A 24611-nucleotide genomic window follows, 5' to 3' on the forward strand; every position below is an offset into this window, starting at 1 on the left:
CCCCGGCATCGTCATCGCGCTCCGCGCGGTACCGGGACGCGGCTCAGGATCGACCGCACGACATCCGCGCCGGTGTGGCGACTGGCCTGCGCTTCCGTGGTGAGCACCAGCCGGTGTGCCAGCACCGGGATGGCGACGGCGTGCACGTCGTCCGGGATCACGTACTCGCGCCCCGCCAGCGCGGCTTGCGCCCTGGACGCGCGAACCAGGTGCAGCGTTGCGCGTGGCGACGCACCAAGCCGGATCTCCGCGGCTTGCCGGGTCATGGTGACCAGCTCCACAGCGTACTGCCGGAGCTCGGTGGCGACGTGGACCCGCCGCACGGTCTCGACGACGGATTGCACGCTGCGGGCATCGGAGACCGGTTTGAGGTCGGCGAGTGGATCGTGCGCGGAGTGCTCGTCGAGCATGGCCAGCTCCGCCTGCTGGTCGGGGTAGCCGATGGAGATCCGCGCGGTGAACCGGTCGCGCTGGGCCTCTGGGAGCGCGTAGGTGCCTTCCATCTCGACGGGATTCTGCGTCGCGATGACCATGAAGGGCCGTTCGAGCTGGTACGTCACGGTGTCCACCGTGGCTTGCCGTTCCTCCATGCATTCCAGCAGCGCCGATTGGGTCTTGGGGGAGGCCCGATTGATCTCGTCGCCGACCACGATGTGGCTGAACACCGGACCCGGCCGGAACTCGAAGCGGCCGGTTTCCCTGTTGTAGATGGACACCCCGGTGATGTCGCTCGGCAGCAGGTCGGGGGTGAACTGGACGCGGCTCACCGAGCAGTCGATGGAACGGGCCAGCGCCTTGGCCAGGGAGGTCTTACCGACCCCCGGCACGTCCTCGACGAGCAGATGCCCTTCGGAGAGCATGGTGACCAGGGCGATGCGGACGACCTCGGTCTTGCCGACCAGAACCTGCTCGACGTTGCCCGCGATCCGGTTGACGGTGTCGTGCAGTTCTCCGAAACCGGGAACGTGATACCCGCTGGCCTGCGAAGGGGCCGGGGTACCGCCGCGGGTGGCGGAGTGTGAACCGTTCGGCGCCTGCCAGGTGACCGCACCGGGATCCGTGGTCGAAGCGTGCGGCGTGGGCTGGGCTCTCGATGTCACACAACCTCCAGGCGACCAGCGCCGGCAGGCGAGCCGGCGCGACACGTACGGATGACCCTAACGAGGGCGCGGTAGGCGTGAACAGCCCATTCGCGCCAGTGACCGGGAGTATCCGGTGCACCGGAGCGGTGCGAGCCAACCCCATACCTCACCGTGCAGTGTGTCAAACCTCGTGGCGGCGCTGGCGGTGCACCTGAGAACCAGGGTGGCTCGTAGCCGTTGCTGCCTCGCCGGGCCGTCCCCACCAGCCCCCACGGCAGGGTGGGGGCGGCGTCTCGTGATGGTTCTGAGGCGCTTCAGGGTGCGGTTCCGGCTGGTGTCCACTATCCCCGTTGCGGGTCAGTTCCGGGAAGGTCCGGCAGCGGCGCCCCACTGCCCCCCACCACGGCAACGCTGGCGGTGAACTGCGAAAACGCCCTGATCTGGCGAGGTAATCCGGGCAATTCCGCGTTGACTGTGGTGGGTTGTGGGGTATTGTGGTGCCCAGTGGGGCGCAAGGGAGCCCCGTGGCCGGCTCGAGCACGAGGGTCGGTAGGGAGGTGGGAGCCGTGTTCCTTGGCACCCACACGCCCAAGCTCGACGACAAGGGGCGGCTGGCGCTGCCCGCGAAGTACCGGGACGAGTTGGCAGGTGGATTGATGATCACGAAAGGTCAGGATCACTGCCTCTACGTCTTCCCCCGTGCGGAGTTCGAGCAGATGGCGCGCAAGGTCGCCGAAGCGCCGTTCACCAACGAGACGGTCCGGGCCTACCAGCGCTACCTCTTCGCCGGTACCGATGAGCAGCGTCCCGACGCGCAGGGCAGGATCGCCATCGCGCCGGAGCTGCGCCGCTATGCCGGGCTGACCAAGGAGTGCGTGGTGATCGGAGCAATCACCCGGTTGGAGATCTGGGACGCCCAGGCATGGAACGAGTACCTCGAGCAACACGAGGACAGCTACGCGAAGGCGCAGGAGGAGGTGTTGCCCGGCGTGTTCTAGCGCGGCCGCCGACGTGGGCATGGCTTCCCACGTTCTCGCCGTACCCACGCTGTCGGGGGGCGCGGGTTCGCGCGAGCACGGTGCCGCATCGGTCGATGCAGTGAGGCCTCTGTCCGCTCGTAGGACCCTGGTGCAACTTCCCCGGTACCAGGTTCGCGGCGGAGCGGGCGGGGACCTGACCGCATCGGCCGTGACGGCACCGCGGACACCGGTCCGACGCGTGCGGGAATGTCCGGATCCAGTCAGAAGGGGGTTGCGATGGCCAGCGGCACGTCGGGGCAGCGGGAGGAGGCATCCCACGAGCCGGTGATGCTCGACCGGGTGCTGACGCTGCTGGCGCCTGCCTTGGATGTGCCGGATGCGGTGATCGTGGATGCGACCGTGGGGCTCGGCGGGCACGCCGATGCCCTGCTGGCGGCGCACCCGACCCTGACGCTGATCGGCCTCGACCGGGATCCCGAAGCGCTGCGGCACGCGGCGGACCGCCTGGCGCGGCACGGTGACCGCGTCCATCTCGTGCACGCGGTGTACGACGCAATGCCGGATGTGCTCGCCGAGCACGGTCTCACGTCGGTGCAGGGTGTGTTGTTCGATCTCGGGGTGTCCTCGTTGCAGCTGGACCGGCCGGAGCGGGGTTTCAGCTACGCCACCGACGCCGCGCTCGATATGCGCATGGATCCGGGGGCGGGGCGGACCGCGGCCGACGTGCTCAACACCTACCCGCAGGCGGAGCTGGTGCGGGTCCTGCGGTCCTACGGGGAGGAGCGTTTCGCGCACCGCATCGCCAAGGCGATCGTGACGGAACGACAGCGGGAGCCGATCAGCAACAGTGCCCGGCTGGTGCAGGTGCTGTCGGACGCGGTGCCCGCAGCGAGCAGGCGCACCGGAGGACACCCGGCCAAGCGGACGTTCCAGGCGCTACGTATCGAAGTCAACGGGGAGCTCGACGCGCTGCGCCACGCGTTGCCCGCGGCGCTGGACGCGCTGGCCGTCGGCGGGAGGTTCGTCGCGCTGGCCTACCACTCGCTCGAGGATCGCATGGTCAAGCGCGAGCTGGGCGAGCGAGCGAGGTCACGCACGCCGGAAGGGTTACCGGTGGAGCTCTCCGGCCACGGCCCGCAGCTACGGCTGCTGACCAGGGGAGCGGAGAAGGCTGCTGAGGAGGAATACAAGCGGAACCCGCGCTCGGCGTCGGTACGTCTACGCGCGGCTGAGCGGTTGGTCGAAGCGGCATGACGAGCGATCGGGAGGTGGCCTGATGACGGCACCGGCACGGTCCCGTACGCGTAATGGGGGCTCCAGGAAGGTGCCGCGGGGGTCCCGTGGCGCGTCCACGGGTCGCACAGCGCAGCGTAGCGCGCGGTTGCGCAACGACCGTCGCGCGTCGGCCCGTTCCACCCCCGGCAGGTCAGCCGCAACGAAACCGCGCGCGACGCGCACCGCCACCACGCCGAGCAGGCGCGGCTCCGTCGCGGAGAAGGCTTACGCTCGCCGGGCGCAACGTTCGGCGATGCTGCTCGACGGCGGTCACGGGGCCGTGGCGTCGCACGTGTCCCCGTTGACGACGGGGCAGGGTGTGCGCTCGCTGCTGCGGCTGTGCGTGCCTCGTTCCCGTGGCGCGTTCGTGCTCGTCGTTATGGGGCTGCTCGCTGCTGGGCTGGCCTTCACCCTGTGGCTATCCACTCAGGCCATCGCAGGCTCGTACCAGCTGGAGTCGTTGCGCGAGGAGAACGCTGCGCTGGCCGAGCGGGTTGAGCAGTTGCAGCGGGAGGTAACCCGGCAGGAGTCGCCCGCTTCGCTCGCCGAGCGTGCGCGAGAGCTGGGTATGGTGCCCTCCGGCGACCCCGCCAGGATCGTGGTGGAACCCGACGGAGAGGTGAGCTTGTTCGGCGACCCGGAATCGGTGGACTCCTCCGGCGGGGAGAGTGACGAGCAGATCGAACACGCCGAGGTGCAATGATGCGCGGCGGCAGCGGTCGCGGCAAGCAGCCAGGCAGGCGGCCAGGGGCGCGCCCAGGCCGGAGTGGTAAGCAGGCGCAGCGGATCGCCGCCAAGAACGTGGGGCGTAAGCGGGGGCAGGCCAAACGCCAGCCTGCCGCGCGGGGCAGGCTGACACGCCGTGTCGGGGCAGGTGCGGCTCGGTGCGCGCGGGTGAACCGGTTTCAGGTGGTGAGCGTCCTGCTGGTGGTCGTGCTCGGCATCACCGCGTTGAAGCTGGTACACGTGCAGGCGTTCCAGGCCGAGGCGTTGTCAGAACAGGCCGAGCGGCAGCGCACGACGGTGATGAATATCCCTGCCCAGCGCGGATCGATCTTCGACAGGGACGGCATCGAGCTGGCGTTCAGCGTCGAGACCCGCACCTTGCAGGTGAACCTGCGCAGCCTGCGCAGGGAATGGGCGGAGCATGCCAGGGAGAACCCGGAGTCCGATGAGGATTTCGATACGCGAATCACCGAGATCTCGGAGTACATCGCCGAGCGGGTTCCCGAGCTGACCAGCAAGGAGGAATTGCTGGCGAAGTTCCGCAAACCGGCGAACTTTACCTTCCTCGTCGACGATGTCCCGCCGTCGGTGGCTGAGGAGGTCACCGAGCGTTACCCGGAGATCGCCAAGGAGCAGCGAGCGCACCGGGAGTACCCCAGCGGTCGGGTGGCCGCCGATGTGGTGGGATACGCGAGCTGGTTGATGGAGGACGAGGACGTCTCCAAGCACAACCTGCACGGCCGGGTCGGCTTGGAGAATCTGCGAGACGATGACCTCGCCGGTCGCCCGGGGCAGCAACTGGTCGATACCCGGCAGGGCGACCCCTCGGTGGTGATTCCCGGCAGCGAACGTGACGTCCAGCCTGCGGTGGCCGGTTCGGATCTGCACCTGACGCTGGACTCCGATGTGCAGCACGACCTGCAGGAACGACTGTCCGACTACGTCGAGCGCACCGACGCCAACGGGGGCAGCGCCGTGGTCATGGACGCCGAGACCGCCGAGGTCTACGCGCTGGCCAACGACAGTACCTTCGACCCGAGCGATTTCAGCAACGCCACCAACGAGCAGCTCAACAACGCGGCGGTGACGACGCCGTTCGAGCCGGGTTCGGTGAACAAGATCGTCACGGCGGCGGCCGCGATCGAGGAGGGCATCACCGACCCCGACGAGGTGCACTCGGTGCCTGGCTCGATCCAGGTCGCCGATCACACCGTGCGGGATGCCTGGTCCCACGGAGTGATCGGGATGACCACGACGGGTATCTTCGCCAAGTCCTCCAACGTCGGGACGCTGCAGCTCGCGCAGGAGCTGGGGGAGGAGAGCTTCGCGGAGATGCTGGAACGGTTCGGGCTTGGCAGGCGCACGGGGATCGGACTGCCGGGCGAGAGCCCCGGGTACGTACCTGCGCTGGAGGAGTGGTCGGGAACCACGTTCGGCAACCTGCCCATCGGTCAGGGGTTGTCGATGACGGTGGTGCAGATGGCGAGCATGTACCAGGTGCTGGCCAATGAAGGAGTGCGGGTCGAGCCGCGTGTGGTGCGGTACACGGTGGATCCGGACGGCGAGCGCGTTCCGGAGCCGGAGGCGGAGACGAGCAGGGTGGTCAGCCCGGAGACCGCGGACACGGTGCTCGACATGCTGCGCGCGACCATCCAGGACGGTCCCGGTCAGGACAGCGGGACGGCGCCGATGGCGGCGATCGACGGGTACCAGATCTCCGGCAAGACCGGTTCGGCGCAGCAGGTCAACCCGGCCACGGGGGCGTACTCGCAGTCGCTGTTCAACATCACCTTCGCCGGGGCGGTGCCCGCCGACAACCCCCAGTTCGTGATCGCGATCATGTTGGATGCGCCGGACACCACGATTCCGGAAGGTAGCTCGGCTGCGCCGTTGTTCCGTGATGTGGCCTCGTACCTGATGCAGCGCTACCAGGTCCCGCTGTCGAGCGAGGAGGCCCCCGTGGTGCCGTTGGTGGTCGATTGAACCCGCACTGGGCAGGTTAGGCTTCATGACTATGTCAGCGCGACCGCTACCGGAAATCGTGGAAGCAGGGTGGGCCGAGGCACTGGCGCCCGTGGCCGAGCGCATCACGGCGATGGGGGAGTTCCTCCGAGCCGAGATCAACCAGGGGCGTGACTACCTGCCCTCAGGCGAGAACGTGCTGCGGGCGTTCCAGCAGCCGTTCGAGGACGTGCGGGTGTTGATCGTGGGGCAGGACCCCTACCCGACGCCGGGTCATCCGATGGGGTTGTCGTTCTCGGTGGCTCCCGATGTCCGACCGCTGCCGAAGAGCCTGATCAACATCTTCCAGGAGTACTGCGAGGACCTGGGATACCCGATGCCGAGCACGGGTGACCTGTCCCCGTGGTCCGAACGTGGTGTGCTGCTGCTGAACCGGGCGCTGACGGTGCAGGCGGGTAAACCCAATTCGCATCAGGGCAAGGGTTGGGAAGAGGTCACCGAGCAGGCGATCCGGGCGCTTGCCAGGCGCGGCAAGCCGCTGGTCGCGATCCTGTGGGGGCGTAACGCGCGGAACCTCAAGCCGATGCTGCAGCAGGAGTCCGGCGCGGTGCGATGTGTCGAGTCTCCGCATCCCAGCCCGATGTCCGCGCACTACGGCTTCTTCGGGTCGCGGCCGTTCAGCCGCACCAACGCGCTGCTCGCCGAGCAGGATGCCGAACCGATCGACTGGAAGTTGCCGTAGCGACCCGACCGTGCCCGCCCCTGGCTGCGCCGGTGCCGGCTCCCGCTGGAGGCGGTGTGGCGCCTCAGGAGAGCTCGTCCTGGCAGATCGAGGCGCAGCCGAGGCCGATCGAGGCCACGCACCCGGCGCAGGCCAGGCAGGGCTGGTTGAGCCCGAAATCGAAGCCGCACGCGATGCAGTCGGGGCCGCACGCGGGGGCTTGCGGCGCGGCGCACCGGCCGAAGCAGATCATGAAGTCGACGAAGCGCTCGAAGCCGTCCTCTTCCTGCTGCGCGGGCCGGGTGTGGTCGGCATTGCCGTCGCCGTCGAAGTCGGAGTGCAGCAGCTCGATGCCCTCCGGGTGCAGCCAATCCACTCGCAGGTGCCCGAGTCGGCGCCGCACCCGGAAGGACAGGCCGAGGGGATCGGCTCCGGCCGCCGGGTCGCCGATCGCGGTGAACGTGTTCCCGGCGTGGCTGAGCAGGTAGAAGGGACCGGCCGGGCCGTCGCCCCGGTACACGGCGTCCCAGCGCGGTGTCCCGAAGGAGGTGGCCGCCGAGCGTGCCGCCGCCGTGTCGCGGAGCCGGTCAAGGACGGCGGGATCGGTCACCGGAGTCAGGTTCCCGGAAGTCGAAGCCGAGGCGGTGGCGGTGCCGAACCGGAACCCGGCGAGGACGCCGACGCTAGCGAGCGCGACGCCCGCTGCTCGGGACAGCGCGGCGCGCCTGCCTAGCGCGTCCGGTACGTGGCCGGTAGCGCCGGTACCGGTGGAGCTCAGCCGCGCCGCCAGTCGGAACGCCCGGCCGGGGCCGAGCAGCCGGAGTAGCCGCAGCCGCATACCGAACCCGGAACGGATCCGCACCTCGTCGCCGTTGGTTTCCAGCAGCAGGGGTTCGTCGGGACCATCGGGGCGTGCCCGCTCGACCAGCGGGCGTAGCTCCGGGTCATGCATGCTGCGGGGGGTCACGCGGTCACCCGCGATCTCACGCACGGTCCGGGCGATGCTGGAACACTCACCGCAGTGGGCATCGAAAAGCAGGTAGGGCCGCATCACGCACTCCTGACGTCGTCGGGAAACAGCTCGCGGACATGCGGCAGACTTCCACGATGGAGTGACCTCCGGTAGGTCCGTTCGGAGCGATCGGGCGAACTCCGGATGACGAGCGTGTGACGCCCCCGTCCGCGATCGCACTGGTCAGAAGGGTGGTGGGGCGTCCTCGGGTGGTGGGTTGGTTGCTGGTGGCGGGGGTTTTTGTATTGGAGGTTCGTTCTTCGGGTGGTGGTGGGTGGTGTGGGTGCGGCCGGTGGGGGTGGTCAGCGTTGTGGTGCCGGCGACCGGGTCGGTGTGGATGGTCCAGCCGGGGGTGTCCTTCATGCTGTGGTGGTGTTCGCATTTGGCTGCGGCGTTGGTGGCGCTGGTGCTGCCGCCGTGTTGCCATGCTTGTTGGTGGTCGAAGTCGCAGCGCTGGGCGGGGCGGTGGCAACCCGGTATGGTGCATTCCGCGTCGCGGATGGCCACGAGGTCGCGGATGGCGGCGGTGGGCCGGTAGCGGCGGCCGACATCGTGCACGGCGCCGGAGGCGGGGTCGGTCAGCACCTTGCGCCAGAGGCTGTTGGGGTTGCTCATGATCTCGCGGGCGATGGGACCCGGTAGTGGTCCGTAGCCAGCGAGCTCGCACCCGCTGTCGCTGATGCCCAGGGCGGTGTCGATGGGCATGTGTAGGAATACCGTGGCCGCGTCTACCGCATCGGCCGCCTTGGGGGAGGTCGAGGGGCTGCCGGGGGTGCGTTCGTGGAGTAGGTTGGCGGCCACGTCGGCGCGGAGTTGGTCGAGGGTGCGGGCGTCGCCGGTGTTGCGGATGCGGCGGGCGGTGGCATCGATGCGGCCATACGCTGAGGCGGCGATCTCGGCGGGCAGGTCGAACAGCAGGGTGGACATGCCGTGCTCGCCGGGCAGCAGCTCGATCGTGCGGCCGGCTCTGGCGCGGCGGGCGCGGGCGGTTTGGCCCCGGGGATCGAGGTGTTCGACCAGCCGGCGGGCGGCGCGGGCCAGATTGGCGGGGTTGTGGATATCCACCCGCCCGGAGTCGAGTTTCTCGTCGAGCCGGGCATCGAGCTGGCGGGCGGTGTCGTCGTCGAGCACCGCGACCGTGTCGGCCACCCGCCCGGCGGTGTGGCCTTCGAGGTCGCCGTGGTGCATGCGTGCCAGCAGCCGCGGCATCCGGCGGGTCAGCTGGCGCGCCCGCTCGAGCCGGGCCTGGGCCTGCTGCCGCGAGAGGCGCAGCTCCAGGGCAGCCTCATCGGCCACATACCGATCCCCGCCACGCAGCGCATCCAGCCGCGCCAACGCATGCGCCTCGGCCGCGTCGGCGGCCGCCCGGATCCGGCGGGCGGCCGCCAGCAGCTCCACCGTGCGGTCGGCATCCAGCTCGGCGATCTCGCCACCGGACAGCGCCCGGCAATCGATCTCCGCCCACTCCTCGACGGAGAACTCCGCGGGCGGCACCACATCCTCCGGCAGGAACAACACCCCGGCCGGATGAGCAGCCTCCACAAACTGTGCCACATAACACAGAATAACGAACTGGTGTTCGATACACAACCGTGACCTCGGTAGGTGGGTAGGCGCACCTACTGGACTGGCGGTCGTGTCGCGACACCGCCCCGACCGTGGCCGCGGCAGCGCAGTCGTCCCCGGCTCCCGGGTCGTACGGCAACCGGCTACCTCCGGTCAGCTCTCCAGCTCGGCTAGGGCCTTCTTGGCCTGCTCCAGCTCGGCCTCCAGCTGGGCCACCTTCGCCTGCTGCTGTTCGCGCGCGGCGTTGATGACATCGTCGATCGGCCCGGAAAGCTCATCGTGCAGTTCCTTGGCCGCGCGCGAGACGGCGGAAGCGGGGACGTCGAGGCCGCGTGCCACCCACGTGCCGCCGTGCTTGAGCTCGGCCTGCCAGTTGCCATCCGCCGTGCCGGTGACGGTCAGCGTGAGCTGCACGGTCCTGGTCTTCTTCGCCGAGGCACCCTTCGGGCGGCCGCGCTTGGAGGTGGACTGCTCACCCTCGGTACCGGCCTGACCGGACGAGTCGGAGTTCGCTGCTGCCTCGGAAGCCGCGTTGGTGGCGGTGCCCGTGGTGCTGTTCTCGCCGGTGGTCTCGCCCTGCTGCTCGGAAGCGGTGTCTGCGGTCATGGTCGGTGTCGTCTCCTCGGTGGACGGGTACGGTCGCCGCGCCAGAGTATAGAACACCCGTTCGGTGTGTCCAGGACGCTGCTCTCGGACACCGGCGCGGGGGCTCGTCGCTGCGTGAGCACGCAGGCCGGTCTAGTGTGGAGCTCGCACACCATAGCGGAGGGCAAGATGCGGGACCGATGTGACGCGATCGTGGTGTTCGGCGCCACGGGCGACCTGGCGCGGAAGAAGCTGTTCCCTGCGTTTGCCGAGCTCGCTGCGACCGGGCGGTTGCCGCAGCGTGTGGTGGGGGTCGCCGGGTCCGATTGGTCCACGACGAAGCTGCGTCAGCACGCCAGGGATGCCGTCACGCGGTTCGGACCGGATCCGGTCGACGAGAGCGCGGTGGAGCGGATGGTCTCCGCGCTGCGTTACGTGCAGGGTGACTACGGTGACCGGCAGACCTACGAGCGGCTGCAGCAGGCGCTGACCGGCTCCGAACACCCGCTGCTGTACCTCGCGATCCCGCCCAGCCTGTTCGAGACCGTGATCGACTACCTGGCCACGTTCCGGCTCAACGAGCACAGCCGGATCGTCGTGGAGAAGCCCTTCGGGCGGGACCTCGCCTCGGCAAGGCACCTCAACCGGTGCCTTCGCCACCGGTTCGACGAGGACGCGGTGTTCCGCATTGACCACTTCCTGGGCAAGGATGAAGTGCTCGACCTGCTCGTGCTGCGGTTCGCGAATACCCTCCTCGAGCCCGCGTGGAACCGGCATCACATCGACCATGTCCAGATCACCATGGCCGAGGACTTCGGCGTCGCCGGGCGGGGTCCGTTCTACGACGAGGTCGGGGCGCTGCGGGACGTCGTGCAGAATCACCTGCTCCAGGTGGCCACCCTCGCGGCCATGGAACCGCCGGTGAGTACCGATGCGCAAGCGTTACGCGACGAGAAGGTCAAGGTGCTGCGCGCGATGCAGCCCCTGGACCCGGCCACGGTGGTGCGCGGGCAGTTCACCGGCTACAGCGACGAGGACGGCGTCGCCGCCGACTCCGAAACGGAGACCTTCGTCGCCGTGAAAACCGAGATCGATTCCTGGCGGTGGGCGGGGGTGCCGTTCTACATCCGGGCAGGTAAGCAGCTCGCGACGACCGTCACGGAGGTACTGGTCGAGTTCCAACGGCCACCGCAGCTGTTCTTCGCGCGGCCAGACGACCCGCCGCCGCGCCCGAACCACCTGGTGTTCCGAACGAAACCAGGGGAGCGCGTCTCGATGGCGGTGCACATGAAGGCCCCGGGGGAGGGCATCGTCAGCAGGCCGGTCGAGCTGAGCTACACCTATGACGAGCGTGTGGAGGGCGCGCGCGAGGACGCCTACGCACGGCTGCTTGACGATGCGCTCAAAGGTGACCAGCGGCTGTTCGCCCGCGCCGACGCGGTCGACGAGGCCTGGCGCGTCGTGCAGCCCGCACTCGACGCGCCAGGCCCGGTGTACCCGTACCGCCCGGGATCGTGGGGACCGGCCGAAGCCGACACATTGCTCACGCCCGGCAGGAGCTGGCACACCCCGGCCGTCTAGTGTCCGATCAGGACGGTTCTCCCACGGCTGCACTGAGGCGTACCGCACCCACGCGTGTAGTACCTGGTCACCCGCCGGCTGGCAGGCGGCGCGCCCACCACCAGATGCCGCCGATGGTTCCGGCGAGCAGGACGACGAAGGTGCCCGCCGCACCGAGCACCCGGGCGTCGCTCAGTAGTTCGACACGGCTGCCCGAGGTCGAGTGTTCACTTCGCTGGTGGCCCGACTCGGCCTCGGCGACGGATCCGGTGCCGTCGCTGGCCTCGCCGCCATCGGTGAGGCCCGCACCGTCGTACATGAGCGTGGCTGGGTAGTGGTCGATGCTGGTGTACGCGGGCGGGTCGGCGGGATCGCCGTAGATCTGGAGTGCGAGCGTCATATCCACCGGCCCCACGTCCCCGCCGGAGGGGTTGAGCTGGACGACGATGTAGTAATCGCCTGCGAGCGCGGCCATCCCGGGTGCCCCCCTGAGGCTGCGGTTACCGGCGTACACGGTGGGGATGGCGATGACGTCGAGGTCCAGGACGTTGCCGGTGTAGGCGGTCGAGTTCCTAGTCGCGACGTCGCTGTTGTCACGCACCGGGTTGTACAGCTCGGTCGTGATGTTGGCCGTGGTGTCCAGCGAAGGGCCTGCGGTGTCGCCCAGGGTGACCTGGTACGCCAACCCTTGACCCCATTCGAGCGGGACCCGGTAGAAGATGGCCTCGCCGTAGTGCAGCTCGTCGACGTAGGTACCGCTGTCTGCGAGTTCGGTGGCGACGTTGAAGGAACCACCTCCCGGTAGCCGCTCCGGCTCGCCGGGAAGGTCATCGGGCTCGTCGATCCCCTCGGGCGAGGGGCCGTGGTCCTCCGAGGTGGGTGGTTCGAAGGCGACGAGGATCTCCAGATCACGCTCGCCAAGCGCTCGCTCCGAGCTGCCGCGTTCGACACGGAGGTAGTAATGGCCGTCCTCGCTGGAGCAGCTCCCGCCGGAACCGGCGCGCATGCTGACGGAGGCTGTGTTGTGGGCGTTCCATGTCATGTCGCTGTCGATACTGCGGTCGGAGTCGCACTGGTCGTGGTCGCGGTCGACCAGTTTGGCGTCGAGGTAGCTTGCCGCGGTGCCGCCTGCTCCTTCGTCGCTCGGGCGGATCAGCGTTGCCGCGACGTGCGCGGCCATTCCTTCCGGTACGCGCAGCCCGTAGTAGCGGGTCGCATCGCTGTTGACGCTGTCGACGTACTGTCCAGGCAGCAGCGCGGGAGCGTCGTCGACCGCCTCAGTGCCGGTCACCGGGATACCGCTGGCCTCGTAGCTGCGCAGCGCGGACTCGGTGAGCCGGGGCAGCTCGTCGTCGAGTGCCTCGGCATCCGGCGCTTCGACGTACTCGCCGTTACCAGCCTCGGCGATGCACTCCAGCTCACGCCGGGCGTCGGTGGTGACGTCGAATCCGATGGTGTGCATCGTCAGCTTGGTGCCTGCCTGCTCGAGATCCTCTGCCACATCGCAGGCCTCCGGCGGGGCACAGGTCTCGGCACCGTCGGAGATCAGCAGAATCGAGCGCGGCTCTTCACCAGGCAGCCCGTCGGCGGCGGCCCGCAACGAACCGCCGATCGGCGTCCAACCGCGTGCCTCGATATCCGCCACGGCCGAGGTCATCGCCTCCCGGTCCAGCGGACCGACAGGGAACGCGGTGGCGATGTCCTCGCAGGACAGTTCCGGTCCTTCGGCGGCGTCGACTTCACTGCCGTAGACGATCAGACCCACTTCGGCCTCGTCCGGTAGCTGCTCCAGCATATCGATCAGCACCGACTTGGCCGCGTCCATCTTGGACCTGCCGCCGGGATCGGGATCGGTCATCGACTCGGAGGCGTCGAGCACCAGCATCACCGGTGCCATCGCGTCCTCGCCGCTCTCACCCGTCTGCTGCGCCGCAGCCGGTACTGCGGCGACTCCGGTCACGAGGCCGACCGCGGCCGTCACTGCGGTGAGCCGGTGGCGGACCCGGCCGGGGTTGCAGCTCCTCATACGTCTTACTCCCACGCGATCGAGTGCGATGATCGCACGCTGGGACGCGATAGAGGCGCGCACGGTTCCCTGCGGCCCGCTCGCCGTGCCCCGCTCGGCGAGCCCATGGTGAACAGCGGTAACCCCGTCGCCAGGCCGTCAGGTGCCGTGCTTCACAATAGTCCGGCTCCCACAAGGACACGATCAGCAAGCGGGCGCGCCACGAGCGCGCCCGCGCGCGAAGGAGCTGGTGTGAGTAGTACAACCGAGCAGCAACCCCGGCGCGGCGTCTCGCTGGTACTGACGTTTCTGCGAGGCGTCGAGCGCGTCGGGAACAAACTGCCCAACCCGTTCTGGCTGTTCGTCATCCTCGCCGGTGTCGTGCTCGTGCTCAGCACGGTACTGGAACGGCTCGGCGCATACGCGGTCTCGCCGATGGACGGCGAGCGGGTCGAGGTGCGCGGTCTGCTGTCCGCCGAGGGCATCCAGGTCATTTTCGCCGACGCCGTCGACAACTACGTGAACTTTCCGCCGTTGGGGCTCATCCTTGTGATGATGCTGGGCGTCGTGGTCGCCGAGCAGAGCGGGCTGCTATCCGCGATGCTGCGCGGCAGCGTCACGCGGGTACCCGCCAAGTGGCTCACCTTCGTCGTCGCCCTCACCGGTATCTGCGGCAGCGTCGCCAGCGACGCGGCGTACGTGGTGTTGGTCCCGCTGGCCGCGCTGGTGTTCCAGGCGGTTGGCCGCAGCCCGGTGGTCGGGATCATCGTCGCCTTCGCCGCGGTCTCCGCGGGGTGGAACGCCACTCTGGTGATCGCCCCGACCGATGCGCTGCTCGCCGGGGTCAGCACCGAGGCGGCGAGCTTCATCGATCCCGACCACGTGGTGACCCCGATCGCCAACTACTTCTTCAACGCCGCCAGCGCGATCGTCCTGGCGATCGTGATCACCCTGGTGACCGAGCTGCTGCTGAGCAAGCGCAGCGACGCGACCGCGGACGACGAGTCGGGGCACGCTACCGAGGGGGATAACGAGCTGGGGGAGCTGGTGGTGAACAGGCTCGAGCGGCGCGGGCTGCTCGCCGCTGGCCTTACCCTGCTGGCCTGCGCGGTGCTGGTGACGGCGGCGCTGGTGCCATCCGGGTCCGTGTTCCGCGGTGATGACGGATCGGTGATGGCTTCCCCGCTGATCGAGGGGATCGCGGTGCTGCTGGGTGTGGTGTTCATGCTGGTCGGAATCGCCTACGGCGTGGTGGTCGGCACCATCACCAGGCCGGTGGACATCCCCACGTTCATGGCCAAAGGGGTGCGCGACCTGGCGCCGGTGCTGGTGCTGTTCTTCGCGGCTGCGCAGTTCCTGGCGTACTTCGACTGGTCGGGCATGGCCGAGGTGCTGGCGATCCGGGGCGCCGAATGGTTAGGTGATCTCGCGCTGCCGACGGCTGTGCTGTTCGTCGGCATGATTATCTTTGCCGCGTTGCTCAACATGCTGATCACCAGCGGTTCGGCGCAGTGGACCCTCATCGCCCCGGTGTTCATCCCGATGTTCATGCTGCTGGGGGTGGAGCCCGAAGTCACCCAGGCGCTGTACCGCATCGCCGACTCGACCACCAACATCATCACGCCGATGAGCCCGTACTTCGTGTTGATCCTCGGGTTCATCCAGCGGTACCGGTCCAACGCCGGGATCGGCACGCTGATCTCGCTGACGCTGCCGCTGTCGGTGGCGCTCTTCGTGACGTGGGTGGCGTTCTTCCTCGGCTGGTACGCGCTTGGGCTGCCGCTCGGACCCGGGGTGCCGATCGATTGACACCGCTGCCGCCTGCGACCCTACGGTGTCAGCAGGCGGCAGGCGGCAGGCGGCAGGCGGCAGGCGGCAGGCGGTCAGCTGCCTGCCGCGGTGTCGAAACGGTCGGGTCGGTACCCGGCCAGCTGCGGTGCCTCGGTGCTATCGAGTACCTCGCCCGCCGTCAACCTGCCGAGCAGCGGTCCAAGCGTGACGCCGCTGTGGGTGGCGACGACATAGCACCGCCGGGTATTCGGGTCGGCGAAACCCGCCACGGTCAGGCCGTCGGCGGGCAGCACCCGCCTGCCGAACCGGAGCGTGGCGATGGCCGCGTCCCCGGTGCGGGCGAGCCGCTTGGCGAGCCGGTCCCGCAGCAGCCGCGCCACATCCCCGTCCCCGTGCCGCTCGGCGAGCTCAGCCGGATCCGCCTCGACAGCGGTGTCGAGGTCGGGGGCGTGCATCAGCAGGCGCCCACCGCCATCCGGGCGCACGTTCAGCTCGGGTGTGGTCAGTACCCGCGACAGCCGTGCGGGTACGGGATCGGTGGTGGCCAGCAGACCCGCGCTCGCGCCGCCGTGCCCACTGCCTGCGGGGCGGGAGTCCGCCACCCCGGAACCCGCCGCGCCGTCGTGATGCAGCGGGATCCGGGCGCCCACGGTGGCGGCGAGACCCTCGGTCGACCGGCCTGCGCAGCACACCACGCGGTCGAACCGGAGGCGTTCGGCGTCCGCGAGTACCACGTCGACCCCGTTCGCCCGGGGTTCCAGCGCGCGCACCGTGACCGGGTGGCGCAGCCGCACGCCCCGGTCTACCGCCTCGCCGAGCAGGCGCGCCAGCAGCAGCGCGGGCTGCACGTAGCCCTCGCTGGGGAAGAAGGCGACGCGATCGACTGCGTTGGGCGGGCGGATGTCCGGTTCGAGGTCGGTCAGCTCGGCGGGCTCGATCCAGCGATACGGGTATCCCAGCCGATCGAGCCGCGCCACGCGATCCTCCAGCTCGGTGCGGTCGCCGGGGTCACACGCCCACGCGAGGTTGCCTGTCGGGAAGTACCATCGGGGTGTCCCCGCCAGGTCGGTGGCCAGCCGCCGGTGCTCCTCGCAACCCGCGACGTTGAGCCGGTGGTAGGAGTCCGGTCGCTTCTCGTTCGAGTTGACCCACGCGAAGGTGCTCGCAGAGGTGCCCGATCCGGGATGCCACTGCTCGAACACCGTCACCTCGGTCCTGTCGGCCCCGCGCGTGGCGAGCTCCCGAGCCACGCTCGCCCCGACCACACCCGCGCCGATCACCGCGATGCGCACCCGACCTCCTCGTCCGTCGTGGCTGTGTGACACCGGTAACGACGCCGCCACAGCGCCTGCTCAGTGCTGGCGCGGCCGAGCCTGACACAGCCCTGCCGGTGGTATTCTCAGGAGGTCATGAACGCCAACACCGTGTGTCGGTACTGCGCTCGCACCCGCAGTACGCAGCAGCACCGCGCGCCGATGCCCGCGGGACCGATCTGTGCCGATTGCATCGAGGCAGGGCTGTTCGTAGCCTCACACGGCACGCCCGGGTTGCCGGAGGAGAACTCGCCGCCTGCGCGGCTGGAACGTCACGACACCACTGATTGCGAGAGCTGTGGCAGGCACGCGCGGGAGACGTTCCTCGGTTTCCGGCAACGGAAGCTGGTCCGGGTGGTCTTCCCCCGTAACGGTGCGGTGCTGTGCGTGGAGTGCCTGGACAGCAGCGGTGATCTGATCAACCGTGCGATCCGCGGCTGAGGGGCCGGCTCGGTACGCACGAGGCGGGTGTCATGTCCGAACACGACACCGCACCGGAGTCGGCGGCGACTAGCGTGAAGTGCTCTGCCGAGTGTCTTTTGTGTACGGTTCAGTGTGTGTTCACGTGTCCTGCTCGGCTGTCCACCGGCGCGGCGTGGGAACGTTCGCCCGGTGCCACAGGTCGGGCCGGCGACGCCGTGGCCGCGCTCTTACCGGCCCGCGAGCGGTCTCCGGCGGTGATGGCGCCCCGCCGGAGACCGGCAGTAGGCCACACCTTCGGGTAATAACTATGAGCACCCAGTATGTAACTGTACGTATTTACGCAGGAGATCGGCGTCGCGGGTGAGGGTGTCCGGGGTGACTACTCGCGCCAGCACCGAGGCCCGACGGGCCGATCTCGACATCGCCTCTCGCTTCGGCTGGTCCACTGTGCTCACGCGGACTACACTTGGCAAAAAGGGCGAAATCGCTCGTTGAAGGAAGTGATGACAGTGGCGAACGATCGTGCCGTCAGGGCTGTCAGTCCGTTGAACGCCGGTGCGGTAGCGGGTGGTATCGCCGGTGTACTTTTCGCGGTGGTGATGGTGCCGCCGGAGTTCATCCCCATGGTGGGAGCACTCTACGGATTCGAAGGCAGCATGATCGCCGGATGGATCTTCCACCTGCTGCACAGCATCTTCTTCGGATTGGTCTTCGTCGGGCTCACGCGGGCGGTACGCCCGCTTGCCCGGATCGTGGAAGGGTTCCCGACGGGCGCCATCCCCGGAGCGGTGTTCGGCATCGTGGTGTGGTTGATCTTCGCGGCGTTCGTCATGCCCGCCTGGATCGGTGGCGTGACCGATATGGACCCGCCGGTGCCGGACTGGAACGCCCTTAGCTTCATCGGCCACATCGTGTACGGTGCGGCCGTCGGGGCGATCTACCCCGTGATGCACCGGGCGAGCGTCGCAGCGGAGAGCACGGCGAAGTAAGGCGGGTGCAGCACCTGCTGCGGCCGTAGTGTCACTCCCCGGAGCCGGATACGGCCCCGGGGAGCCGTGACCGCTGGATCGCTCCGCACATCATGCGCTCATTCCGGCCAGTCGGTTTTGGACGGTCGTGTCGAGGCGTTCGGCTTGGCGCTTCGCGGGTATCAGCGGCGCAGCAGGATCCCCCGGATGAATGCCGCCTGCCCCGCATGCTGCAACCCGTCTGCGATGACGCTGACGAGCCGCACGCCGAGCGTCACCGGCGGGTCCCACCGGGCATCGAGGACCCGGTCCAGCTGCGAGTCGTCGAGACCGGTCACGAAGCGCACGGTGCGCGCGTGGACGGCATCGTGATAGTCGGTGAGCAGATGTGGGGACGTCACCCGGACGGCGGCCACCTCGGCGCTGCTGTGCCCGTAACCGATGGTCGCGGTGGGCAGCGGCAGGTCGAACCGTTCCGACCAGCCCTCGGTCGTCCAGAGCTGCTCGGTGCCCTTGGCGTCGGCGATATGGTCGTCCTGCACCCGCGTTAGGTGCCACACCAGCCAGGCGATCGGGTTGGCGTCGCTGTCGAGGCGTTCGTGCAGGTCGTCCACGGTCAGGTCGGTGACCGCCTCGTGGACGGATTCGTTGACCCTGCCGTACGCGTCGGCGAGAACATCAGCACTGGTCATCGCAAGCTCCACCGTCGGGTCGGCGCTGTCGTGCGGTGACGGTGATTGTGCCGTGCTCGGCGTGCGGGCGCACGGCGGCGTCGCCATCCCGCGACGGTCGGGGGTGCGGTGAGCGTGCTGGCCAGTCGATGGACACGGTGTCGAAGGCACACCTAGACTACTTCCCAGTAAGGTTGCGGACGCGGGGAGCGAGCATGAGCACACCACGTGGCGACGCCGCCTCCGGCGCTCATACGGCGGGAACCAGGCTGACATTGATCCGCGAGCTGGTCGAGCGTGATCCCACGGCGGCGGCCGACCAGGCGTGGGCGATGATCGTGGAAGCGGGTAGCCGGGTGTCAGGCGACCGGGAGCGCGCCACGGCCGAGCTCGCGTCCCTGTTCGCGGCCGGATCACCCTCGACGGGGATCAGCGGGTCGACGAGGGGCATCCTCGTCAGCTTCACCGTGCACCCGCTCGTCGACCGGTTCTTCGCGACGGTGACCACGGCGTGGATGCCGTGGGTCGGCAAGCGGTTCGACGCCGAGCGGAAAGCGGGGGACAACCTGCTCGCCCGTAGCGCTCGCTGGCCGAGCCGGATCCCGTGGCCCCGGTACCGGATGCGGGAGGTTGATGGCAGGCTCGCGGCGTTCGACTTCACCACCAGGGTGGAGCCGGGTGCGCTGCAGCCGCACCGGGACGTACTGGTCATCGACTACGCGGCGGCGGGACGGCCCGCAGCGGAGAACCCGAAGCTGATCATCCAGTCGATCCGGGACGAGCTCGTGGAACTCGTCCCTGGAGTTCACCTCGGCAGGATGTTGTGGCGCACACGCAACGGTGGACTCCACCTACTGGCCTACTTCGCGCTGCGCACCGACGGGCGCTGACGGTTAGCGGGAATGGGTCTCGTCGCGCGCGCGGAGCACGTGGGAAGCCTGCTGCGGCCGGACTACTTGCTCGCTGCCCGTTCGGAGCGGCAGCGGGACAGGCTCACCGCCGCCTCGTTCAAGGCGACGGAGGATCGCGCCGTGCGCGAGGTGGTGGCGCTGCAACGCGAGGCTGGCTGCCCCGTCGTCACCGACGGGGAGCTGCGTCGGGAATCGTTCCAGGGCGAGTTCACCGCCGCGGTCGATGGGGTGGCTGGCGCGGAGCTCGATGCCTGGCTGTGGGGTGACTGGTACTCCGAGGAGTTCGGCCACCGGCACGTCGAGCGTCCCGGCGAGCTCGCGGTGGTCGGTCGGCTGCGCAAGCGCCGCAACCTGGCAGCCGAGGAGTTCACGTTCCTGCGCGCGCACCTGGACGGGACGGGCGGTACGGCGCCCACGATCAAGGTGACGCTGCCGAGCCCGAGCCTGTTCGCCGGGCTGTGGTCACCCACCTCCTCTGGCCCGTACCGCACGCTCGACGACTTCCTGTCCGATGTGGTGGAGATCCTCTGCGACGAGGTGCGCGAGCTGGTCCGGCTCGGTTGCCGTTACATCCAGCTCGACGCTCCGCACTACCCGCTGCTGGTGGATCCCCGGTGGCGGGAGTTCTACGAGGCGAGAGGCTGGGACGCGGACCGGTGGCTCGGTTACGGCATCGAGCTGGACAACGCCGTCATCGCCGCGGGACAGCCCGCCACCTTCGGGTTTCACCTGTGCCGGGGCAATCAGGACAGTCGCTGGCTCGTCTCCGGCGCCTACGAGTCGATTGCCCGGCCGGTGTTCACCACGCTCAGGGCCGACCGGTTGCTGCTCGAGTACGACGACGAGCGCTCAGGGGGGTTCGACCCGCTCCGGTTCGTACCGGAGGACAGGGTGGTCGTACTCGGTCTGGTCACCACCAAGCACCCGCGGCTGGAGCCGCATCGGGAACTGCTGGCGCGGGTCGACGACGCGAGCCAGCGCGTTGGGCTCGAGCGGTTGGCCATCGGCACCCAGTGCGGGTTCGCGACCTCGCTGCACGGCAACCGGCTCAGCGGCGAGGATCAGCGGCGCAAGCTGGAGCTTGTGGTGACCACCGCGGAACGGGCATTCGGGAGCGCGTGAGCCGAGGCCGGTCGACCGCCGGTCAGCCGACGGCGTTCTCGACGATCAGCACGGCCGCGCTGACCGAGGCCACCGTGAGCACGGCTGTGCGCATCCAGCCGGTGTCGAGGAACCGCTTCACCGGGTTGGACAGAGCGAAGCCGAGCAGCATGAACGGCAGCAACGCGGCCGCCTGGAGGAGTGCCGTGGTGTCCACCTGGCCGCCGACGGCGAGCGCGGCCACCGAGAGCAGCGAGCCGAGCAGGAAGTACATGGCCAGGGTGGAGCGGATCGTCGGTCCGCGCTGGTGCTGGTACAGCAGCGCGATCGGTGGGCCCCCGATAGTGGCCGCGGTGCCGAAGATGCCGCCGACCCCGCCTCCCAAGGTGAGCGCTCCCGGGGTGGGTCGCGGGTGCCAGCTCGTCAGCGACAGCAGCACGCAGGCCAGCACCACCACGCCGACCACGATCGCGAACGGGCCCTGCGGCAGCGTGGCCACGATGATCACGCCGATGACGGTTCCTGGTAGACGCCCCACCATGGTCCAGCCGACACCCGACCAGTCCACGTGGTGGCGTTCCCTGGTCGCGGCGAGGATGGCGTGCACAGCGGCGAGCAGCAGCAGCGGCGCGGGCAGCAGTGCGGGATCCACCAGCGCGAGGATCGGCGCCGCCACGAGGTTCATGCCATAGCCAGCCGCCCCCTGCACGATGGCCCCGAGCAAGATCACCAGCGCCGCGATCACCAGGGCATAGCTCACCGGGCGCAGCGTACGTCCGCATGCGCGGCCGGGCCAGCCGCTGTGATCTTCCTGACGGGGCAACCGCGAAGCGGCAGGCGCCGCCGGGAACGCCAAGGCGACCGCTCGCGGATGCGCGTCTTGGACGGCGCCTGGCTGCGATCTAGACTCCCCATCCGGCTGTGCGAGGAGGTAGCGATGTCGCGGCAGGAGGTCGTGCAGGGCCACCCGCCCGCGGGTGCCGGGGACCCGGGATCCGGGGAGATCCGGCGGTGGATCGGGCTGGCAATCGGACCGGCGCTGGCGGTCGTGACCTACCTCCTGCTGCCCGACACCCTGCCGCCGGACGGCAGGGCCACGGCCGCGATCACGGTGGTCATGGCGACCCTGTGGGTGACAGAAGCGATTCCGCTGCCGGTCACGGCCCTACTGCCGCTGGTGCTGTTCCCGGTGCTCGGGGTCAGCGAGATCAGCGATGTGACCCCGCCGTACGCCAGCGACATCATCTTCCTGTTCATGGGCGGGTTCGTGATTGGGCTCGCGATGCAGCGCTGGCAACTGCACAAGCGATTCGCGCTGCGCACCGTGCTGATTGTCGGGACAAGCCCGGTTCGCTTGATCGGCGGGTTCATGGTCGCCGCGGCGTTTCTGAGCATGTGGGTCAGCAACACCGCCACCGCCGTGATGATGTTCCCGGTCGGGCTGTCCGTGCTCGGCCTCGTGCTGCAGCTCGGCAACGGCCGGGGTGATCCGAACTTCGCCACCGCGCTGATGCTCGGTATCGCCTATGCCGCGTCCATCGGCTCGTTGAGCACCATCATCGGTACCCCGCCGAACGCGTTCCTGGTCGGCTACCTCAGCGAGAGCCACGGCATCGACATCGGTTTCGGGCAGTGGATGCTCTTCGGGTTGCCGATCTCGATCGTGTTCCTGCTCATCGCGTGGCTGGTGCTGACCAAGCTCGTGTACCCGCCGCGGCTCGACGAGCTGGCAGGCGGGCGGGAGCTGCTGCAGCGGCAGCTCGCCGAGCTGGGGCCGATGTCGCGGGGCGAGAAGAACGCGCTCGGGGTGTTCGTCGGTGCCGCGGCGTCCTGGATCGTGCTGCCGCTGCTGGCTGACGAGGAGGTCATGGGGGAGGCCGCCCTCGAGTGGTTGGCGTACGCCGACGACAGCGTGATCGCCATCGCGGCCGCTGCGCTGCTGTTCGTCCTGCCCGCAGGGCGGGGCGTCCGGACGATGAACTGGGAGACAGCCAAGCAGCTGCCGTGGGGCATCCTGCTGCTGTTCGGCGGCGGCCTGGCGCTCTCGGCGCAGTTCGAGGAAACCGGGCTGGCATCGTGGCTTGGCGAGCAGGTCGCCAACCTCGACGTGCTTCCCACGCTGCTGTTCGTCGCCGCGGCGGTGGTTATCGTGCTGTTGATGACGGAGCTGACCAGCAACACCGCGATGGCGAGCGTGTTCGTCCCCATCCTGGGGGCGGTCGCGGTCGGCCTCGGCATGGACGTGCTGTTGTTGGTCGTTCCCGCGGCGCTCGCGGCGACCTGCGCCTTCATGCTGCCCGTGGCGACACCGCCGAACGCGATCGTGTTCGGTTCCGGGCACGTCACGATCGGCCAGATGATCAAAGGCGGGGTCTGGCTCAACGCGATCGGTATCGTGCTGGTGACGCTGGCCGCCTACACTGTCGGCGGCTGGGTCCTCGGTATCAGTTTCTGATGGGACCATCACGCGCCGATCGTATGTCCTATGTAGCTCGTCAGGAGCAGTCGGTGATGTGCGGGAGATCGTCGTCGACGGTGGTTTCCGGATCCTCGCCCGCCTTGGGCCGGAAGGCGACGAGCGCCCCGGCGAACGCTGGTGGCTGGCGCTCCTCCGGTGGTACGAGTGCAGTCTCGCGGCGGCGGGCAGCGTCGGGGACGAGGCAGCGGAGCTGATGCGGACGCTGGCGACGGCCTTCGGGCTCGAACAGGTCCAGCAACACGGGCTGGCCTTCACCGTAGGTGGCGTGCTGGATCCCGAGCAGGCGCGCCAGGCGGAGGAACAGCTCGCCTGGGCGTACCGGGACATCACGGCGCGGCTGCCCGAGCTGGTCAATGCTTTCGGTATCACCTCCGCGACCCTGGATGCCCCCATCGGCAAGGACGACTACGTCGCCGCGTGGATGGATCTGTTGGGATGGGGCGACCTGGTGCCTGCCACCAGCGGGGACCGGCAGGGAGCGACCGCGCTCGGCGTGCTGGAGGAACTCCGCGTTGCGCACCACCGAACCTCTCACGCGGAACGTCCCTGCGTATCGTTGAGGATTTCCTGCAACCTCTGGTAGAGCGCTGACGACGGTTCCAGCCCTAGCTCCGCGATCATGTACTTGCGGGTGGCACGGAACGCCTCGACGGCCTCCGCGCGGCGCCCTGACCTGCCGAGTGCCACGATCAGCTGCTCGCAGAACCGCTCGCGGAGCGGGTACCGGGCGACGAGTGCCTTGAGCTCGCCGATCAAGAGCCGGTGGTCGCCGGCTGTCAAGCGGAGGTCGACGAGATCCTCCGTCGCGAGCAAGCGATGCTCCTCGAGCCTGACAGCGGCGGCGTAGAGCTGTGGACCGTGTTCCTCAGGTGGATCACCGAAGGGGATGTCGCGCCACAGCGCCAGTGCTTGCCCGAGCTTGTCGATGGCCGACCTCGGGTCGCTGGCGGCGAGATCCGAGGCTTGCCCGCGCAGCGACTCGAACACCGCCAGATCGAGCTCCCCCGGTTCCAGGTGCAGCGCGTAACCCTGGTCGGTCATGGCGATGCGCTGCTTCCCCTGCCCGGGACCGAGGTGACGGTTCAAGCTGTCCCGCAGCCGTACGACCTGGGCGTGGAGTGCGTTGCTCGGAGCGTGCGGTGGCCCCTCCGGCCACAGCTCGCCGATGAGCTGCGAGTACGACACGACCTGGCCCGCGTTGAGCAGGAGCACCGCGAGCAACGCCCTGCGGCGTGTGCCGCTGACGGGCACCCATTGCCCCGCCTGCCCGAGGATCTCGAGCGGACCGAGGACCCGGAATCGGATCACGGCGGGTCTATGGAACACGGAGCCGGCACGACACGCCGCGGGTCGAGCAGCGATGATCCGCCGGGAGGCGAGCCTGGTGCGTCGTATGCGAGAGAACCTCGCGTACTACTGTCGGTCACAGTTGAATACATTACGTGTATCTTTCGTCCCGTTGAACCGCCGTACGGGTGTT

22 protein-coding genes are annotated in these 24611 nt (G+C 69.0%); 13 read left to right on the forward strand and 9 right to left on the reverse strand.

Features of this window, described 5'->3' with window-relative positions:
* Nucleotides 1–11: 11 nt before the first annotated feature.
* The gene (locus tag F8178_RS06775) at nucleotides 12–947 is read right to left on the reverse strand and encodes a MoxR family ATPase (RefSeq protein WP_317493911.1); all 936 of its coding nucleotides are present in this window, start codon (nucleotides 945–947) and stop codon (nucleotides 12–14) included.
* Between the two features lie 701 nt (nucleotides 948–1648).
* Between F8178_RS06775 and mraZ the strand changes: the two genes are divergently transcribed.
* The 5 genes from mraZ to F8178_RS06800 all read left to right on the forward strand — a co-directional run bounded on the left by mraZ (nucleotide 1649) and on the right by F8178_RS06800 (nucleotide 6767).
* On the forward strand, nucleotides 1649–2080 hold the full coding sequence (gene mraZ, locus F8178_RS06780) for a division/cell wall cluster transcriptional repressor MraZ (protein WP_317493912.1): 432 nt from the start codon (nucleotides 1649–1651) through the stop codon (nucleotides 2078–2080).
* 258 nt (nucleotides 2081–2338) lie between these two features.
* The gene (rsmH, locus tag F8178_RS06785; RefSeq protein ID WP_317493797.1) at nucleotides 2339–3316 is read left to right on the forward strand and encodes a 16S rRNA (cytosine(1402)-N(4))-methyltransferase RsmH; all 978 of its coding nucleotides are present in this window, start codon (nucleotides 2339–2341) and stop codon (nucleotides 3314–3316) included.
* Nucleotides 3317–3338: 22 nt separating this feature from the next.
* Nucleotides 3339–4040 (forward strand): septum formation initiator family protein, encoded by a 702-nt coding sequence (locus F8178_RS06790; protein ID WP_317493798.1) that lies wholly within the window; start codon nucleotides 3339–3341, stop codon nucleotides 4038–4040.
* Nucleotides 4040–6046, forward strand: coding sequence for a penicillin-binding protein 2 (locus F8178_RS06795; protein WP_317493799.1), 2007 nt, complete (start codon nucleotides 4040–4042; stop codon nucleotides 6044–6046). Before F8178_RS06790 ends, F8178_RS06795 begins: the two co-directional genes overlap by 1 nt.
* Before the next feature lie 31 nt (nucleotides 6047–6077).
* Nucleotides 6078–6767, forward strand: coding sequence for a uracil-DNA glycosylase (locus tag F8178_RS06800; protein ID WP_317493800.1), 690 nt, complete (start codon nucleotides 6078–6080; stop codon nucleotides 6765–6767).
* A gap of 64 nt (nucleotides 6768–6831) precedes the next feature.
* On the opposite strand, the gene F8178_RS06805 is transcribed toward F8178_RS06800, so the two are convergent.
* From F8178_RS06805 to F8178_RS06815, 3 genes are all read right to left on the reverse strand, one after another.
* Nucleotides 6832–7797, reverse strand: a complete 966-nt coding sequence (locus F8178_RS06805) for a hypothetical protein (RefSeq protein WP_317493801.1) — start codon at nucleotides 7795–7797, stop codon at nucleotides 6832–6834.
* Nucleotides 7798–7941: 144 nt separating this feature from the next.
* The gene (locus tag F8178_RS06810) at nucleotides 7942–9312 is read right to left on the reverse strand and encodes a DUF222 domain-containing protein (RefSeq protein WP_317493802.1); all 1371 of its coding nucleotides are present in this window, start codon (nucleotides 9310–9312) and stop codon (nucleotides 7942–7944) included.
* Nucleotides 9313–9477: 165 nt separating this feature from the next.
* Nucleotides 9478–9930, reverse strand: coding sequence for a DUF6319 family protein (locus F8178_RS06815; RefSeq protein ID WP_317493803.1), 453 nt, complete (start codon nucleotides 9928–9930; stop codon nucleotides 9478–9480).
* Nucleotides 9931–10098: 168 nt separating this feature from the next.
* On the opposite strand from F8178_RS06815, the gene zwf reads away from it, so the two are divergent.
* Nucleotides 10099–11490, forward strand: a complete 1392-nt coding sequence (zwf, locus tag F8178_RS06820) for a glucose-6-phosphate dehydrogenase (protein ID WP_317493804.1) — start codon at nucleotides 10099–10101, stop codon at nucleotides 11488–11490.
* Nucleotides 11491–11557: 67 nt separating this feature from the next.
* Here the strand turns inward: zwf and F8178_RS06825 are convergent, their stop codons facing one another.
* On the reverse strand, nucleotides 11558–13495 hold the full coding sequence (locus tag F8178_RS06825) for a VWA domain-containing protein (protein WP_317493805.1): 1938 nt from the start codon (nucleotides 13493–13495) through the stop codon (nucleotides 11558–11560).
* Nucleotides 13496–13726: 231 nt separating this feature from the next.
* On the opposite strand from F8178_RS06825, the gene F8178_RS06830 reads away from it, so the two are divergent.
* Nucleotides 13727–15283, forward strand: a complete 1557-nt coding sequence (locus F8178_RS06830) for an AbgT family transporter (protein WP_317493806.1) — start codon at nucleotides 13727–13729, stop codon at nucleotides 15281–15283.
* A 74-nt stretch (nucleotides 15284–15357) separates the two neighbouring features.
* On the opposite strand, the gene F8178_RS06835 is transcribed toward F8178_RS06830, so the two are convergent.
* A complete protein-coding gene (locus F8178_RS06835; RefSeq protein WP_317493807.1) occupies nucleotides 15358–16557 on the reverse strand; it encodes an FAD-dependent oxidoreductase in 1200 nt (399 codons plus the stop codon).
* Between the two features lie 117 nt (nucleotides 16558–16674).
* Between F8178_RS06835 and F8178_RS06840 the strand changes: the two genes are divergently transcribed.
* A complete protein-coding gene (locus F8178_RS06840; protein ID WP_317493808.1) occupies nucleotides 16675–17019 on the forward strand; it encodes a hypothetical protein in 345 nt (114 codons plus the stop codon).
* 485 nt (nucleotides 17020–17504) lie between these two features.
* Nucleotides 17505–17990, forward strand: coding sequence for a hypothetical protein (locus F8178_RS06845; protein ID WP_317493809.1), 486 nt, complete (start codon nucleotides 17505–17507; stop codon nucleotides 17988–17990).
* 161 nt (nucleotides 17991–18151) lie between these two features.
* On the opposite strand, the gene F8178_RS06850 is transcribed toward F8178_RS06845, so the two are convergent.
* Nucleotides 18152–18661, reverse strand: coding sequence for a mycothiol transferase (locus F8178_RS06850; RefSeq protein ID WP_317493810.1), 510 nt, complete (start codon nucleotides 18659–18661; stop codon nucleotides 18152–18154).
* A gap of 194 nt (nucleotides 18662–18855) precedes the next feature.
* Here F8178_RS06850 and F8178_RS06855 point away from each other — a divergent pair, with 194 nt between their 5' ends.
* Nucleotides 18856–19530, forward strand: coding sequence for a hypothetical protein (locus tag F8178_RS06855; RefSeq protein WP_317493811.1), 675 nt, complete (start codon nucleotides 18856–18858; stop codon nucleotides 19528–19530).
* A 12-nt stretch (nucleotides 19531–19542) separates the two neighbouring features.
* Complete coding sequence (locus F8178_RS06860; protein WP_317493812.1) at nucleotides 19543–20673, forward strand: cobalamin-independent methionine synthase II family protein; 1131 nt, start codon at nucleotides 19543–19545, stop codon at nucleotides 20671–20673.
* Nucleotides 20674–20695: 22 nt separating this feature from the next.
* Here F8178_RS06860 and F8178_RS06865 read toward each other — a convergent pair whose 3' ends face one another.
* Nucleotides 20696–21412, reverse strand: coding sequence for a TSUP family transporter (locus F8178_RS06865; RefSeq protein ID WP_317493813.1), 717 nt, complete (start codon nucleotides 21410–21412; stop codon nucleotides 20696–20698).
* A gap of 177 nt (nucleotides 21413–21589) precedes the next feature.
* On the opposite strand from F8178_RS06865, the gene F8178_RS06870 reads away from it, so the two are divergent.
* Nucleotides 21590–23107: a DASS family sodium-coupled anion symporter gene (locus F8178_RS06870; protein ID WP_317493814.1), complete on the forward strand. Its 1518-nt coding sequence runs from the start codon at nucleotides 21590–21592 to the stop codon at nucleotides 23105–23107.
* Nucleotides 23108–23165: 58 nt separating this feature from the next.
* Nucleotides 23166–23714: an acyl-CoA dehydrogenase gene (locus tag F8178_RS06875; RefSeq protein ID WP_317493815.1), complete on the forward strand. Its 549-nt coding sequence runs from the start codon at nucleotides 23166–23168 to the stop codon at nucleotides 23712–23714.
* Here the strand turns inward: F8178_RS06875 and F8178_RS06880 are convergent.
* The gene (locus tag F8178_RS06880; protein ID WP_317493816.1) at nucleotides 23663–24439 is read right to left on the reverse strand and encodes an AfsR/SARP family transcriptional regulator; all 777 of its coding nucleotides are present in this window, start codon (nucleotides 24437–24439) and stop codon (nucleotides 23663–23665) included. The genes F8178_RS06875 and F8178_RS06880 overlap by 52 nt on opposite strands.
* Nucleotides 24440–24611: the final 172 nt, after the last annotated feature.

Origin of the sequence: Haloechinothrix sp. LS1_15, from assembly GCF_033042135.1 — a bacterium.
In the GTDB taxonomy this organism is placed as follows: domain Bacteria; phylum Actinomycetota; class Actinomycetes; order Mycobacteriales; family Pseudonocardiaceae; genus Haloechinothrix.

Excerpts from the sequence above, each read along its gene's own strand:
- rsmH (WP_317493797.1), top strand. The coding sequence starts at position 2,339 with ATGGCCAGCGGCACGTCGGGGCAGCGGGAGGAGGCATCCCACGAGCCG.
- F8178_RS06790 (WP_317493798.1), top strand. The coding sequence starts at position 3,339 with ATGACGGCACCGGCACGGTCCCGTACGCGTAATGGGGGCTCCAGGAAG.
- F8178_RS06795 (WP_317493799.1), top strand. The coding sequence starts at position 4,040 with ATGCGCGGCGGCAGCGGTCGCGGCAAGCAGCCAGGCAGGCGGCCAGGG.
- F8178_RS06800 (WP_317493800.1), top strand. The coding sequence starts at position 6,078 with ATGTCAGCGCGACCGCTACCGGAAATCGTGGAAGCAGGGTGGGCCGAG.
- F8178_RS06805 (WP_317493801.1), bottom strand. The coding sequence starts at position 7,797 with ATGCGGCCCTACCTGCTTTTCGATGCCCACTGCGGTGAGTGTTCCAGC.
- F8178_RS06815 (WP_317493803.1), bottom strand. The coding sequence starts at position 9,930 with ATGACCGCAGACACCGCTTCCGAGCAGCAGGGCGAGACCACCGGCGAG.
- zwf (WP_317493804.1), top strand. The coding sequence starts at position 10,099 with ATGCGGGACCGATGTGACGCGATCGTGGTGTTCGGCGCCACGGGCGAC.
- F8178_RS06825 (WP_317493805.1), bottom strand. The coding sequence starts at position 13,495 with ATGAGGAGCTGCAACCCCGGCCGGGTCCGCCACCGGCTCACCGCAGTG.
- F8178_RS06840 (WP_317493808.1), top strand. The coding sequence starts at position 16,675 with ATGAACGCCAACACCGTGTGTCGGTACTGCGCTCGCACCCGCAGTACG.
- F8178_RS06845 (WP_317493809.1), top strand. The coding sequence starts at position 17,505 with ATGACAGTGGCGAACGATCGTGCCGTCAGGGCTGTCAGTCCGTTGAAC.
- F8178_RS06850 (WP_317493810.1), bottom strand. The coding sequence starts at position 18,661 with ATGACCAGTGCTGATGTTCTCGCCGACGCGTACGGCAGGGTCAACGAA.
- F8178_RS06855 (WP_317493811.1), top strand. The coding sequence starts at position 18,856 with ATGAGCACACCACGTGGCGACGCCGCCTCCGGCGCTCATACGGCGGGA.
- F8178_RS06860 (WP_317493812.1), top strand. The coding sequence starts at position 19,543 with ATGGGTCTCGTCGCGCGCGCGGAGCACGTGGGAAGCCTGCTGCGGCCG.
- F8178_RS06870 (WP_317493814.1), top strand. The coding sequence starts at position 21,590 with ATGTCGCGGCAGGAGGTCGTGCAGGGCCACCCGCCCGCGGGTGCCGGG.